Raw genomic sequence first — 14,550 nt, 5'->3', positions numbered from 1 at the left:
TCGCGGATCACCTTGCCGCAGCCGAGATTGAGCTTGAGGCCGTCCGCCTGCGAACTGTCGTTTGCAACCATATTCCCGTCCTTCCGCTTGCGCCGCAGTGTGCCTCCTGCGGGCAGTCCGCACAATGGCCGGCATTGCCGCATGCGGAGCCGCGGCACTTCCCGCTCGGCCTCCGGGCGGACTTGAGATAGATTTCAGCAATGGTCCAGAAAGATTTCCGGCTTCCGCCCTTCCGCGCGCTGCTCGCCTTCCGGGCTGCCGCAAGGCATGGCCGGCTTGTGGACGCGGCGGATGCCCTGGGGGTCACGGAGTCCGCGATCAGTCACCAGATCCGGCAACTGGAAACCCTGCTCAAGACCCGGTTGTTCGATCGCACGAGCCGCCGGCTCGCGTTGACGGAAACAGGGGAGCGCTATCTTGCGCGTATCGATCCGGCGATCCGTGAACTGGAGGCGGCAACCAGGGCTGTGCTTCCTTCGGAGGGTCATACGGTCGTCCGGGTGACGCTGCCGACCTCGATGGCGGCGATCTGGCTGCTGCCGAGACTCGGGGCCTTCGAGGCGGCGAATCCCGACCTCGACTTGCAGCTCGTTCCGACGACGCGGGTCGTCGACCTGTTGCGGGATCAGATCGACCTGGCCATCAGATATGGTCGTGGAAACTGGCAGGGTGTTGAAAAAACGTTTCTTTTCGACGACAACGCGACGCCGGTGGCAGCGCCGGGGCTGGTGCCCGAAGACGTTGGGGACATCGAGGCGGTCTTGCGGCAGAACCGGCTTATCGTGATCCGGACCATCCCGGACGAATGGCGGGAATGGTCGCGGGCGCGCGGGCTTGCACCGCCGGATCTGGCTTCCGCTCTGGAGCTCGACGTCACCGAACAGGGGCTCCAGGTTGCGGAAGCCGGTCACGGCATTGCCATGGGCCGCTCTCCCTATATCGAAGACCGCCTGGCCCGTGGCACGTTGGTCACGCCCTTCGGCGCGACCGGGCCGAGCGGCGCGGCCTACTATCTCTGTCATCCTGCGGGGCATCCGCTTTCGGCCCCGGCGAGACGTGTGAAGCGCTGGCTTCTCGAACAGGCGGGACTCTTCCCGACAGAGCGCGCGTAATCGCCTTATCTTGAGTTTTTCTCAAGTCATATTGAGTTCTTCTCTTTTGTTTCCGGGGCTGTGGCGGCCCACGTTTCGGGTGTCGCAGCCGGATGGAAGCTGCCCGCAGACAAGGAGACGAGAGATGACCGGTTCCGTGCAGGAAAGGCTCTACAATCACAGCGGCGCGCTCGCCGCGGATGTCGTCGCGCCGATGACATTCATCGTACCGCAGGCCGACAAGCCCGTGCTTTACAGCCAGGCGTATACGGGCGGCGCGCCGAAGTTCGGTTTCGAGACGGTGGAAAAGCATGTGCTTGTGGCGGACATGCGCGCGCTTGGCGGCACCTTCACGCTCGACCGCGAGGGCTTCGCACTGCGCACCGCGCCGACCGCCGTCGAGGATCTCTACGACGATGCCGAGGTCGAGAGTGCTTATTACGCCGAGATCCGTTCCCTGCTGAAGACGGAACTCGGCGCGTCCGAAGTCGCAATCTTCGACGCAACCAGACGCTCCGACGGTGGAGCCGGTGCCCGCAACAAGGACGGGAACCGCGGTGCGGCCACCCGTATCCATGTCGACTACACGGCCAAGAGCGGACCTCAGCGGGCCCGCGACGTCTTCGGCGACGAGAGATATGAGCAGTTGCTGGCCGCAGGCAGGCGCATCGTCCAGATCAATGTCTGGCGCCCGATTGTCGGGCCCGTGCAACGCTCGCCGTTGGCCCTGGCGGATGCCACAAGCATCCGGCCAGACGACCTCGTCGCGACCGACCAGGTCTTCCCGAACCGGGTCGGCGAGATCTATCACCTGGCCCATGACGAAGGTCAGCGCTGGTTCTATGCGCCGGACATGACGCGTGATGAGATCCTGCTGATCAAGGGCTGGGACAGTCTCGATGACGGCCGCGCCCGGTTCACGCCGCACAGCGCCTTCCAGCTGCCCTCCCAGACCGACGCGACGCCGGCCCGCGAGAGCATCGAGATCCGCACCTATGCGGTGATCTAGAGCCGCATCACGGGCGTCCGGCTATTGTGGCGGGGCGCCCGTGAAGGTGGTGCGGTAGAGCAGGCGGCGATGACCGTCGTAATCGTTGGTCGCGTAATGCAGCGTGGTCCGGTTGTCCCAGACCACGACGTCGCCCGCCTGCCAGCGATGCCGGCAGGAGAAGTCGGGCCGGGTGCAGTGCCGGTAGATCGCCTGCAGAAGAGGTTCGCTTTCCTCCTCCGTCATGCCGTCGAGGCGCGTCGTGTAGATCGGGTTCAGGAAGAGCGCTTTCGCTCCCGTCAGCGGGCCGGTGATCACCGCCGGGTGGAAGGTTTCCCGGTCGGCCGCCGGATCGCCGCGTGTCATGCGGATCGAGGCGCCTGACCGGGTCTCTTCCGGCGGGGCGAACTTCACGCCGTAGGGCTTGCCGACATGCACTGCCCTGCGGCCATCGACGATCTCTTTCAGATCCTTCGGCAGCGAGGCGTAGGCCGCCGTTTGGCTGGACCAGACGGTATCGCCGCCGACTTCCGGGATTTCCACCGCATTCAAGACCGACCCTGCCGGCGGGTTCTCGAGGAAGCTGAAATCCGAATGCCATTCGCCGCCGAAGACGCCGCCACCGCCTTCGTCGGCCTCTTTCAGCACGGCGATTGTCTCTGGATCGTCCGGAAGCGGTTCGACATAGGGCAGGCGCATCGGCGCTCCGAAGACACGGTTGAGCGCCTTCTGCTTCGGCCTGTCGAGATGCTGGCCGCGCAGCACGATCATCTGATGCTCGGCGAGGCTCTTGCGCAGGAACGCGGCATCGGCGGGTGAGATCTGCTCGCCGATTGTCAGGCCGCCTATCTCCGCTCCAATGAAGCCGGTCAGTTTTGTCAGGCGTGGCATGAGTTCTCATCGCTCCATTGTCCCGGTGCGGGAGTATGTCCGAAGGCCGCCGAAGCAACAAATCCGCCTGGTTCTTCGATTGACTCCACACGCATGCCGATATATTGAACTCTGAATTCAGAGTTCATTCTGCGTGAGTAGATAGATGCTCGAAGTCGCTCCCAATCTGACGGACCAGATCTACGACGCGCTCGTCGAGGAGATCTGCGATGGCCGTCTTGGGGCCGGCACCCACCTCGTGCAGGAGAAGCTCGCGGCCCGCTTCGGGGTCTCGCGCCAGCCGATCCAGCAGGTGATGTCGCGGCTGAAGGCGGACGGCATGGTCGAGGAGCTGGGCAAGCGCGGCCTCTTCGTCGCGCCGCTCGATGCCCGGCGGATGCGGGACCACTACGGCATCCGCGCCGCGCTCGACGGCTGGGCCGCCAAGCAGGCGGCGGCGAACGTGCCGACCGATCCGTCGCTTGCCGCGTCGCTGAAAGCCAAGGGCGCAATGCAGCAGCAGGCCGCCGAAGAGGCCGCCGCGGCCGGGGACTCGGTCGCGCTGATGCGTCAGGACGATGCCTTCCATTTCATGCTCTACGCCGCTTCCGGAAATCCGATGCTGGCGGGCACGGCCGAGCCGCACTGGCGCTTTCTGCGCCGGGCGATGGTTGATGTGCTGCGTCAGGCGGAGCGGCCGGAGACGATCTGGAAACAGCACGGTGCGATCTTGGACGCCGTGCTCAAGGGAGACGGGGCGGCGGCCGAGAGACTGGCCGTCGATCACGTCCAGAATGCCTGCGAATTGCTGGCAAGCGCCCTCGAGAAGGCGCGGACGGAGGAAACCACAGATGACACCCATGCCGAATATCGGGCAGATGCTGTCCGCGCAGGCCCGCCTGCAGCCAAAGCGGATCGGCGGCCGCGATCTTGAACGGGAGATGAGCTTCGCGCTCTGGAACGAGCGCGCCTGCCGTCTTGCCAATGCTCTGCTCGGCCTCGGTCTCTCGAAGGGCGACCGTTTCGGCGTGCTCGCCTGGAACCGGGTCGAGTGGCTGGAAATCTATGCCGCCGCCGCCAAGGCCGGCCTCGTCGCCGTGCCGGTGAATTTCCGCCTCGTGGCACCCGAGATCCGCTTCATCCTACAGGATTGTTCGGTCTCGGCGGTCATCGCCGAGCAGGAACTGCACGATGCGATCGACGAGATCCGCGGCGACCTCGACCTGCCGGAGGCCCGGTTCATCCATTTCGGCGGTAGTGCGACACCGGCCGGCTGGCGCGGCTACGAGGAATTGCTCGCGGCCGGCTCGGCGCGTGAGCCCGAGATCGCCGTCGCGCCCTCCGATCCCTGGTGCCTGATGTACACCTCCGGCACCACCGGCAATCCGAAGGGCGCGATCCGCGGCCATAACGGCATGGGCAATCTGGCACTGATGACGGCGGTCGAGCTCGGCCTCGGGCGGGATGACGAGGCGATGCTGGTCATGCCGATGTGCCATGCCAACTCGCTGAACTTCTTCACCTCCTTCCTGCATTGCGGCGCGGCGACCAGCGTCTTCTCGCGGCGTAGCTTCGACGCGGAGCGCTGCCTGCGGGCTTTCGGCGAGACCGGCGCGACCTTCACCTCTCTTGTGCCGACCCACTACGAGATGATGCTCGACCTTCGGGACAAGGCGGGCGCCTTCCCGCGCATGGAGAAGCTGATGATCTCTTCCGCCCCGGCCCGCGTGGAGACCAAGCGCCGGGTGATGGAGATGTTCCCGAATTCCGGCCTCTTCGAGCTCTACGGCTCGACCGAGGCGGGATGGGTGACGATGCTCCATCCCGACGAGCAATTCGACCATCTGGGCTCGGTCGGCCGCGAGGTCGTCGGCTCCCTGCCGATCCGCCTGCTCGACGACGAGGGCAACGAGGTGCCGGACGGCACGCCGGGCGAGCTCTACAGTTGCGGCCCCTATGCCTTCGACGGCTACTGGAACCGGCCGGACAAGACGGCCGAGGCCTTCCGGGGCGACTATCTCTCGGTCGGCGACGTTGCCCTGCGCGAGGCGGACGGTTTCATCCGCCTGATCGACCGCAAGAAGAACATGATCATCTCGGGCGGGGAGAACATCTATCCGACCGAGGTCGAGGCGGTGCTGGCGCAGCATCCCGACGTGCGCGATGTCGCCGTGGTCGGCCGTCCGGACGACCGCTGGGGCGAGCGCGTCGAGGCCGCGATCGTGCTGCGCGACGGCGCTTCGATCACGGCCGAAATCCTCATCGAATGGTCGCGCGGCAAGCTCGCGGGCTACAAGCGGCCCCGCGTCGTCACCTTCATCGCGGCCGACGAGATGCCACGCACCGCCACAGGAAAGATCCAGCACGGATTGCTGCGCGAGCTGCTCGCCGGCCGCGCCACCGACAACTGACCCGCAAAGGGCCTCAAGGGAGAAATTGAATGACCGATGTACAGGACCTCAATGCGGACACGCTCAGCGTCGCCGCCTGGATCGCACGTCTGCTGAAGGAGCGCGGCATCGACCGGTTCTTCGGCCTGCAGGGCGGCCATATCCAGCCGATCTGGGACCATGCGACGCGGAACGGCCTCAAGGTCTATGACGTGCGCCACGAGGCGGCGGCCGTGCACATGGCGCATGCCCATGCTGAGCTGACCGGCACGCTCGGCGTCGCCATGGTCACGGCAGGACCCGGCGTCACCAACACGGTGACGGCGATGGCGAACGCCTCGCTCGCCCGCATGCCCGTGCTGCTGATCGGCGGCTGCACCTCGCGCCCGCAGGCCAATATGGGGCCGCTGCAGGACATTCCGCACACCGACATCCTGCGTCCCGTGACGCGCTATTCCCGCACCGCCCGGGTGGCGGACCAGGTGATCCGCGAGCTGGACGAGGCGATCTCCTCGGCCATGGGGGACCGCGGTGAGCCGGGCCCGGTCTATATCGAGATCCCGACCGACGTGCTGCGCACCCATGTGCCGGAGAACCTGATCCCGGCGGACTGGATGGCGCCGAAGCCGCCGCGCCGCCCGGCGCCGGTGCCAGAGCGGGTGTCGGAGGCCGTCGCCGCGATCCGCGCCGCCCGCCGTCCGCTGGTTATCAGCGGCCGCGGCGCGCGCTGGGCGGGCGACGAACTGGTGCGTTTCCTCGATGCCGCCGACGCGCTTTATCTCGACACGCAGGAGAGCCGGGGCCTCGTCCCGGCCGATCATCCCTCGGTCGTCGGCGCGGTGCGCGCAGCCGCGATGGCGCAGGCGGATCTCGTCATCACCCTCGGCCGCAAGCTCGACTACCAGGTCGCCTTCGGCTCCCCGGCGATCTTCCCGGACGCGACCTTCCTCCGCATCGCCGACAATGCGGGCGAGCTCTACGACAACCGCCGCGGCCAGCCGGAAATACTCGCCGATGTCGGTCTCGCGCTCGATGCACTGACGGACGCGCTTGGCAACGATGCGGGCCAGAGGGATGCGGCGTGGCTCGACGGGCTGCGCTCGAAGCACAGGGAGCGGATCGCGAAGAGCGAGTCCGGCACCGGCCCGACCAAGGGCAAGGACGGCAAGATCCATCCGATGGCGATTTTCGACGCGATCCGGAAGGTCGCCGATCCGGACTATCTCGCGGTCGCCGACGGCGGCGATCTGCTGAGCTTCGCCCGCGTCGGTCTCTCGGCGAGGACCTACATGGATGCGGGCGCCTTCGGCTGCCTCGGCGTCGGCGTGCCCTATGCGGTCGCCGCCGCGCTGGCGGAGCCGGGCCGGCAGGTGATCTCGGTCAATGGCGACGGCGCCTTCGGGCTGAATGCTATGGAGGTGGACAGCGCGGTCCGGCACGGCGCCAAAGCGGTCTTCATTGTCTCCAACAACGCCGCCTGGAACATCGAGCGTTTCGACCAGGAAGCGAACTATGGAGGCCGCGTCGTCGGCACCACCCTGCAGCATGCGGACTATGCCGCGATGGCCCGGGCCTTTGGCGCGCACGGTGAGCGGGTGACCGATCCGGCGGACCTTCCGGCCGCCCTAGAACGCGCGCTGAAGAACGCGCCGGCGGTGGTCGACGTGGTGACCTCGCAGGACGCGGTTTCCTCGGACGCGCAGAAGGGGCTCGGCTTCGTGCCTGACTACCAGGCGCTCACCGCCTGGGACGATGCCGAGCGGCGCCGCCGCGGCGAGGCGGTCTGAAATTGAAACGCCCCGCCGAAGCGGGGCGTTTTCGTTAGCGGAAGAAGTAGTCGACGAGCGACAGCGGCACCGCGGGCACATAGGTCACGATCAGCAAGAGGCCGATCAGCACCAGGATGAACGGTACGTTCGTGCGGGTCGTCGCCCAGATGTCTGTGCGGGCGATGGAGCAGGCGGTGACCAGCACGCTTGCGACCGGCGGTGTCTGCTGCCCGATGGCGATGTTCAGCGTCAGGATGATGCCGAACTGGATCGGATCGACACCGATCTGCTGCACCAGAGGCATCACGATCGGCACGATCAGGATGATCGCGGCCGCGCCGTGCAGGATCATGCCAAGCAGGAACAGCATGACGTTCAGCAGCATCAGCACGACATACTTGTTCTCGGAGACGCCGGTGATCCAGCGGGCGAAATGCTGCGGCACCTCGCTCTCGGTGAGGTAGAGGCCAAGGATCGCGGAGCTGGCGACCAGCAGCATGACGATGGCGGTCTGCGAGACGCCTTCGATCAGCGCGCCGTGCAGTTCTTTCAGATCGATCTCCCGGTAGACGAAGCCGCCGATCAGGAGCGCGGCGACGACCGCGAGGCCGGCGCCCTCGGTCGCCGTCACCACGCCGCCGAAAATGCCGCCGAGGATGATGATCGGCAGCAGCAGGGCGGGACCGGCCGCCTTGAAAGTGCTCCAGAGCCGCTCGAGCGAGAAGGATTCCTCGCGCGGCAGGTTGTAGCGTACGGCGAACCAGTGGCAGAGGCAGAGCATCAGGAAGCCGCCGAGCAGGCCCGGGATGATCCCGGCAACGAAGAGCTGGGTGATCGAGGCGTCGGTCAGGGCGCCATAGAGGATCATCGGGATCGAGGGCGGAATGATGACGGCGAGCGAGGCCGAGGACGAGGTGACCGCCGCGGCGAAGGTCGCGGCATAGCGCTTGCGCTTCATCGCCGGGATCAGCACCGAGCCGATGGCCGCGACGTCGGCGACGGCCGAGCCGGAGATCTCCGCGAAGAAGAGCGAGACGCCGACATTCACCATCGCGAGGCCGCCGCGGACGAAGCCGATCAGGGCCGCCGTGAAGTCGATCAGCCGGCGCGAGATGCCGCTCGTGTTCATCAGCGCGCCCGCGAGGATGAAGAGCGGGATGGCGATCAGCGGGAAGTTGGTCGACCCGTCGAAGATCGTCAGCGCCGCGTCGTAGAAGCCGAAGATGCCTTTCTCGGTCCAGGTGCCGATGAGGGCGACGGCGGCGATCGCCACCGCGATCGGCACGTTGATGGCGATCATCAGGGCGAGAAGGATGAGAAGCAGGATCGCGATCATTTCTCGTCTCCCGTGCCCTGCGTCTTCTTCGCATGGGCGATCTCCTCGTCGATCTCGTCCATCTCGGCGCTCCGGCCGGCGCGGATGCGGGCATAGGCCTCCGGCGTCGAGGCGGCCTGGCCGATCATGAAGAGCACGGCGCCGACGGGAACCACGGACTGGGTGAACCAGAGCGGCATCCAGGGCAGCGAGATCAGCGTCTCGGTGCCCATGACCTGCAGGATGAACCAGCCGGCATAGGCGAGGATCGCGAACACGACGTAGCCGATGATCTCGGCAAGGGTGAAGAGCCAGGCGCGATAGGGCATTGGCAGCGAGATCACCAGGCCGTCGAAGCCGAGATGGCGGCGCCGGGCAGCGGCATAGGCGGAGCCGTAGAAAGTGATCCAGGCGAGCAGGACACCGGCGACCTCGTCATACCAGACAAAGGAGGAATTGAAGACGTAGCGGGCGACGGTCGCCGAGACGACGACGATGGCGAGCGTTACCAGCAATCCGATGGTCACGGCGGCGAGCGCGGCGCGGAGGGCTCTGGAGAAGGCGGTCATGAGGCGCGTCCCGGAACGGGTCGAGAGGAGGGGCGGTCACCCGCCCGTGCCGGCCGGTCGCCGGCGGCGGGCGGATGTCCCGGATATGTGCGCCGGTCAGGAACCGGGGGCGAGCGCGATGGCGGCGTCGATAAGCGCCTGTCCGCCCTCCACCTCGGCGGCGAAGGCGTCATAGATCGGCTTCGAGGCGGCGACGAAGGCTGCGCGGTTCGCCTCGTTGTAGCTCATGCCGCCGGCGACGAGCTTGTCCTTAAGCTCGGTGTCGGCCGCCTCGCCCTTGTCGCGGGCCCAGATCTCGAGCTCGCGGGCGACGGACTCAAGCACCGAGACGATCGCCGGGTCCATCTTGTCGTACATCGCCTTGCCCATGGTCGGATAGGAGGGCGTGTAGACGTGGCCGGTCTTGGAGAGATACTTCTGCACCTCGTTCAGCTTGGCCGAGGCGATGTTCGTATAGGGGTTCTCCTGCCCGTCGATCACGCCGGTCTGCAGTCCGGTGAAGACCTCGGAGAAGGCCATCGGCGTCGGGTTGGCGCCCCAGGCTTCGAACATCTTCACCCGCCAGGTCGATTTCGGCGTGCGGATCTTCAGGCCCTTCAGGTCGTCCGGCGTCTTGACGGGCCGGACATTGTTGGTGATGTGCCGGACACCATTCTCCCAGACCGCGAGGACCTTGTAGCCCTTCTCCTCGGCCGTCGGGGCGATCTCGGACCAGAAGACCTTTTCCTCGATCTGCGCCAGATGCTTCCGGTCGGCGACCAGGAAGGGCATGTCGAACAGAGCGAACTTGTCGGCGACGGAGGACATGATCGAGGAGGGCAGGGCGAGATGGACGGTGCCGATCTTCAGCTTCTGCATCAGCTCCTTGTCCTTGCCGATCTGCGAGGAGTCGAACAGCTTCACCTCGGCCTTGTCGCCGAGCTTCTCGTTGGCGCGCTTCACGAACTCGGCGGCGGTCTGCTGCTGCAGCGAGCCGGTCGCGGCGGAAATGCCGAAAATGATCTCCTCCTTCGCGTCTGCGAAGGACGTTGCGGCCAGCATCATGGCGCCGGCCAGAGCGAGTGATCTTATTTTGATCATTGTATTTCCTCCCATTCTTGCTCTTCGGTTTTAACGAGCCGCCGTGAAATCCTCCGCGGTGGCCGTAGCGATAGCGGACGCTCTCGAAGCGGCATCGGCGGGCACGAGGTCGCCCTGCCGCGCGAGCTTGGCTGCGAGCAACAGGGCCCGCTTGGTTGCGTTCGGATTGGCGATTCCCTGGCCCGCGATGTCGTAGGCGGTGCCGTGCGCGGGTGTCGCGATCCAGAAGGGATAGCCGCCGATCAGGGTGACGCCGCGGTCGAAGCCTATGAGCTTCATCGCGATCTGGCCCTGGTCGTGATACATCGACAGCACGGCGTCGAACTCGCCCTTGTGGGCGCGCAGATAGACCGTGTCGGACGGCAGCGGCCCCTCGACGGAGATCTGCTTCTCCTTGGCGCGCTGCACGGCGGGGGCGATTTCCCGGTCGTCCTCATGGCCGAAATTGCCGCCGTCGCCCGCATGCGGGTTGATGGCCGCGACCGCGATCCGCGGACGTGTGAAGCCTGCGTTCCGCATTGTCTGGTCGGTCAGCTCGATGCTGTCGAGGACGCGCTGTTCCTTGATCTTGCCCGCGACTTCGCTCAGCGGAATGTGCGAGGTGACCCGGGCGTTCCAGAACTCGTCCAGAACGTTGAATTCCCGTCCGTCCTTTGTCGCGCCGGTGACCGCATTGATGAAGCCGATCTCGTCGACATAATCCGGACGCGCGAGGCGCATCGCGTACTTGTTGAAGGGCGTGAACGCGACCGCATCCGCGCCGCCGGCGGCGCAAAGCCGGAGCGCGGTAGCGAAATTCTCAAGCGCAGCGGCGCCGGTGAGCTTTGATGCCTCGCCGGGCGTGACGTCGGCAGGGTCGATATTCGCGAGATCCATAAGGGAGGCAGGAACATCGGCGTCTGGATCGCAATCGGGAAGGTCGATCTCGGTCCCGAGCAGGGCTGCGGCGGCCTCAAGCTGACGGCGGTCCCCGATCAGGACAAGGCGTGCGCTTTCAAGCACTTCCTCGTCGGAGAGGATCTTGACGGCGAGTTCACCGCCAATCCCGGCAGCGTCTCCGAGGGCAAGCGCGATCGTCGGTTTTTCAGAGGGCGTTTCACTCGTCAGCATCATTGTTTCTTTCGTCAATTTTGCATACTGTATGCAGAATGCAATATGCGCGGCAAGCGCTTTTGGTCTTCCAAACTTCCGAAATCGGGTATGGTGCCGGACATGAATGAAGGGTCTTCTCCCGAGGCTTCGGCCGTCGGCAGTGTCATGCCGCTTAGCGAGCATTCCGCGGTTCGGATCGAGCGTCAGTCGCTGCACGACCTGGTCGCGAACCGGTTGCGCGACCTCATCATCGAGGGCGTGCTGACCCCGGGGACGCGGCTCAACGAATCCCGTCTCTGCGAAGAGCTTGGCGTCTCACGCACACCCTTGCGCGAAGCGGTGAAGACGCTCGCCAGCGAAGGCCTGATCGAGCCGCGTCCGGGACGCGGTACGGTCGTCAGGTCCTTCAGCGCCAAGGATGCGCGGGACATGCTGGAGGTGCTGACAGAACTCGAGGCCATGGCTGGGCGCCTTGCGTGCGAACAGGCGAGCGACGCGCAGATCGCGGAGATTTCGTCGGTGCACGACCAGATGGTCGCATTTTACCGTTCCGGCGAGCGGCTCAGCTACTACAAGCTGAACCAGGCGATCCATTCGATGATCGTGGCGGCGACGGGTAACGAGACGCTGATCGAGATGCACGGGATGCTGCAGTCCCGCATGAAGCGTCTGCGTTTCATCGGAAACAGCGGCGCCGAAAAATGGAAGGCCGCGCTCGCCGAGCACGAGGAAATGGTCGACGCTCTCAAGCGCCGCGACGGGACCGCACTGGCCGAAGTCCTGCAGCGCCACCTGCGCAACACCTGGGTCCGGGTCGCGGACAGTTTCTGAGCGTCAGTCGTCGGGCAGCAGCTTTTCCCAGCGCCGGCGCTTCGGCACTGCCGGGACCGACCAGAATTCTGCGCCTTTTTCCGTAATGTGATGATTGAGCAACGCGAGTGCGTCACCGATGAAGCCATCGGCGACGAGCCGCGCCAGTTCGCCATGTTCGGCGCGCGACTTCGCCACATGTTCGGGCGATAGGCCGAGCCGGTTGCGGATCGCGGCCAGGCGCGCGGAGAAGGGACGGCGGGCCGCCTCGAGATAGGGGTTCTCCGCCAGATCGAACAGCGTGTCGTGGAAGGCACCGTCGGCGCTCGAATAGGTCCGCGTGTCGCCGCTCTCCGCCGCTGCGTGCAGGGTGGCGACGATCTCGCGCCAGCGAGCAGTCAGAGCCGCGCGGTTCCGGTCGAAGGCGAATTTCAGGGCGGCACATTCGAGGACCGAACGGGTCTCGCTGATCAGGGCGAACTGTTCCCGGTCCATGGTGAAGACGAAGGTGCCGTATTGCGGCTCGGTGCGGAGCAGTTCCTCCAGCTCCAGCCGCGCGAACGCCTCGCGGACCGGGGTCCGCGAGACGTCGTAGCGTTTGGCTATCTTGGCTTCCGAAAGCGCCTCGCCGAATTCGAAGCCGCCGTCCACGATTTCCTGGCGCAGCCGGTTGGTGACCAGCGTCGCGAGGGGAAGCGGAGGGCGTTCGGACGGGCGTTCGAAGGACATGGGCTCAGGCTCCGTGGATTTCGTGCCGGCCGCCGAACATCGGATTGGAGCGGCCGAGGCCCGGCAGTTCCCAGATACCGGCACCCCCCGGGTTTGCCTCGGCACCTATGTTCGCGTCAATGACGTAAGGCCGGTTGGCTGCGATCCCTTGCTGGATCGCGGCGCCGAGATCCTCCGGACGGTCGATCGAGACACCCTCGACGCCGCAGCTCCGCGCCATCGCCGCGAAGTCCGGATTGTAGGGCATGCCGGTCTCCGGATGCTTGAAGTCCGTCGCCAGTTCGCGCCCGTCGAGAAAGCCGCGCTGCAGGCCCCGGATCGAGGCATAGGCGTAGTTGTTCCAGACCACCCAGACGACCGGGATGTTGTATTCGACGGCGGTGCCGAGCACGGTGTTGTGCATGAAGAAGGCGCCGTCGCCGACCACCGCGACGCAGGGCCGGTCCGGAGCGGCAAGCTTGGCGCCGAGCACGCCGGCCACGCCGAAGCCCATCGGCCCGAACCCCATGCAGCCGATCAGGCTGTCCGGCCGTTTCGGCTTGCAGTACTGGATCAGCCAGTTGTGGTGGATGCCGATGTCCGAGACCATGATCGCGTCCTCCGGCATGGCGAGGTCGATCTCGCGGGCGGCGCGCTGCGGGTTGATCGGAGAGGCCGGATCCTTGAAGCCGGGCGCGGTGAATTCGTCCCACTCCTTGCGCCAGCCGTCGATGCTGGCGAGCCATTCCTTGCGCGCCGCGTTCGCCCCGTTCTCGTAGCTCTCCAGCTCGTGCAGGAGCTGTCCCATGAAGGTGGTGGTATCCGCCATCAGGCCAAGCTCGACCGGGTAGTTGCGGCCGATTTCCTCCGGGTCGATATCGACATGGATCAGCTTGGTCGGCGGGATGTTGAAGGAATAACCCGGGATCCAGCTCGATGAGGTGCGGTCGTCGAAGCGCACGCCCATGGCGAGGATCACGTCGGCCTGCCGGGTCGCCTGGTTCGCCTGGTACATCCCGTTGCGGGCGACGAGGCCGAGCGCCAGTTTGTGCTCCGCCGGGATCGCGCCGAGGCCGGAAGCGGAGCCGGCGACAGGGATCTGGTATTTTTCGGCCAGTTTAAGGAGACGCTTCGAGGCCTCGCCGAAGCGGCAGCCGGAGCCGACGAAGATCACCGGGCGCTTCGCCTCCATCAGCAGCTTGGCCGCCTTCTCGACGCCTTCCGGATCGGCGCCCGGCTTGCAGGAGATGTTCTCGACCCAACCGCGCGGATCCGGCGTCTCGGCGCCGGTGTCCTCCTTGAAGATGTCGAACGGGACGTCGAGCACGACCGGGCCGGGGCGGCCGGTCACCATGGTCTTCCAGGCCTCGCGGATGGTCAGCGGCATCTGCTCGCCCCGGGTCGGCTGGTAGACCCGCTTGCAGTAGGCACGGACCGTCGAGGGGAAGTCGGCCTGATGGTGCCGGTAAAGCTCCTGGAAGGCGCCGCGGTTGAACTGGTTGGTCGGCACGTTCCCGGTGACCGCGAGGAAGGGCACGCTGTCGAGAAAGGCGTTGCCGAGCGCGATCGGCATGTTGGCCGAGCCCGGACCGCAGGAGGTGAAAGTCGCGGTCGGCTGGCCGGAGACGCGGTAATAGACGTCCGCCATGAAGCCGGAAACCGACTCGTGATGGACCGAGATCGTCTTGATGTCGCCCTGCCGCTCATAGAGCGCGTCGATGAAGCCGATATTGCCGTGTCCGCAAAGTCCGAAGGCGTAGGGGACTTTGTTCTTGATCAGGTAGTCGACGATCATCTGACCGCCGTCGAGGGTGTTCTTCTCAGCCATGGGACGTGCCTCCTTGATGGTCCGGGCGCTTGTATCCGCG

At 65.9% G+C, this 14,550-nt stretch carries 13 protein-coding genes; 6 read left to right on the top strand and 7 right to left on the bottom strand.

Annotated features, from left to right (window positions below):
- Positions 1–200: 200 nt before the first annotated feature.
- Positions 201–1,112, top strand: a complete 912-nt coding sequence (locus tag JJ959_RS09905; RefSeq protein ID WP_292882841.1) for a LysR substrate-binding domain-containing protein — start codon at positions 201–203, stop codon at positions 1,110–1,112.
- Between the two features lie 124 nt (positions 1,113–1,236).
- Entirely contained in the window at positions 1,237–2,100 is an 864-nt protein-coding gene (locus JJ959_RS09900) for a CmcJ/NvfI family oxidoreductase (protein ID WP_292882838.1), read from the top strand.
- Positions 2,101–2,121: 21 nt separating this feature from the next.
- Here JJ959_RS09900 and JJ959_RS09895 read toward each other — a convergent pair whose 3' ends face one another.
- The gene (locus tag JJ959_RS09895) at positions 2,122–2,970 is read right to left on the bottom strand and encodes a TauD/TfdA family dioxygenase (protein WP_292882835.1); all 849 of its coding nucleotides are present in this window, start codon (positions 2,968–2,970) and stop codon (positions 2,122–2,124) included.
- A 145-nt stretch (positions 2,971–3,115) separates the two neighbouring features.
- On the opposite strand from JJ959_RS09895, the gene JJ959_RS09890 reads away from it, so the two are divergent.
- The 3 genes from JJ959_RS09890 to JJ959_RS09880 are packed head-to-tail and all read left to right on the top strand — an operon-like array spanning position 3,116 to position 7,126.
- Positions 3,116–3,883 carry a GntR family transcriptional regulator gene (locus JJ959_RS09890; protein ID WP_292882832.1) on the top strand — a complete coding sequence of 256 codons (768 nt, stop codon included), beginning with the start codon at positions 3,116–3,118 and terminating at the stop codon, positions 3,881–3,883.
- Entirely contained in the window at positions 3,801–5,360 is a 1,560-nt protein-coding gene (locus tag JJ959_RS09885) for an AMP-binding protein (protein WP_292882829.1), read from the top strand. The genes JJ959_RS09890 and JJ959_RS09885 overlap by 83 nt, the downstream gene beginning before the upstream one ends.
- A gap of 29 nt (positions 5,361–5,389) precedes the next feature.
- Positions 5,390–7,126, top strand: coding sequence for a thiamine pyrophosphate-binding protein (locus JJ959_RS09880; RefSeq protein WP_292882826.1), 1,737 nt, complete (start codon positions 5,390–5,392; stop codon positions 7,124–7,126).
- Between the two features lie 34 nt (positions 7,127–7,160).
- Here JJ959_RS09880 and JJ959_RS09875 read toward each other — a convergent pair whose 3' ends face one another.
- The 4 genes from JJ959_RS09875 to JJ959_RS09860 form a co-directional block, all read right to left on the bottom strand.
- The gene (locus JJ959_RS09875) at positions 7,161–8,444 is read right to left on the bottom strand and encodes a TRAP transporter large permease (protein ID WP_292882823.1); all 1,284 of its coding nucleotides are present in this window, start codon (positions 8,442–8,444) and stop codon (positions 7,161–7,163) included.
- Complete coding sequence (locus tag JJ959_RS09870; protein ID WP_292882820.1) at positions 8,441–8,992, bottom strand: TRAP transporter small permease; 552 nt, start codon at positions 8,990–8,992, stop codon at positions 8,441–8,443. The genes JJ959_RS09875 and JJ959_RS09870 overlap by 4 nt, the downstream gene beginning before the upstream one ends.
- Positions 8,993–9,088: 96 nt before the next feature.
- The gene (locus JJ959_RS09865) at positions 9,089–10,072 is read right to left on the bottom strand and encodes a TRAP transporter substrate-binding protein (RefSeq protein WP_292882818.1); all 984 of its coding nucleotides are present in this window, start codon (positions 10,070–10,072) and stop codon (positions 9,089–9,091) included.
- A gap of 30 nt (positions 10,073–10,102) precedes the next feature.
- Complete coding sequence (locus tag JJ959_RS09860) at positions 10,103–11,182, bottom strand: 4-hydroxythreonine-4-phosphate dehydrogenase PdxA (RefSeq protein ID WP_292882816.1); 1,080 nt, start codon at positions 11,180–11,182, stop codon at positions 10,103–10,105.
- Positions 11,183–11,284: 102 nt separating this feature from the next.
- Here JJ959_RS09860 and JJ959_RS09855 point away from each other — a divergent pair, with 102 nt between their 5' ends.
- The gene (locus JJ959_RS09855; protein WP_292882813.1) at positions 11,285–11,995 is read left to right on the top strand and encodes a GntR family transcriptional regulator; all 711 of its coding nucleotides are present in this window, start codon (positions 11,285–11,287) and stop codon (positions 11,993–11,995) included.
- Positions 11,996–11,998: 3 nt separating this feature from the next.
- Here JJ959_RS09855 and JJ959_RS09850 read toward each other — a convergent pair whose 3' ends face one another.
- Complete coding sequence (locus JJ959_RS09850; RefSeq protein ID WP_292882810.1) at positions 11,999–12,703, bottom strand: GntR family transcriptional regulator; 705 nt, start codon at positions 12,701–12,703, stop codon at positions 11,999–12,001.
- Positions 12,704–12,707: 4 nt separating this feature from the next.
- Complete coding sequence (locus JJ959_RS09845; protein WP_292882806.1) at positions 12,708–14,510, bottom strand: thiamine pyrophosphate-binding protein; 1,803 nt, start codon at positions 14,508–14,510, stop codon at positions 12,708–12,710.
- Between the last annotated feature and the right edge of the window lie 40 nt (positions 14,511–14,550).

The organism is Nisaea sp. (assembly GCF_017640745.1).
GTDB lineage: Bacteria > Pseudomonadota > Alphaproteobacteria > Thalassobaculales > Thalassobaculaceae > Nisaea.
The sequence above is the reverse complement of the archived record's forward strand: the minus strand, read 5'-3'. Positions and strand labels throughout refer to the sequence as shown.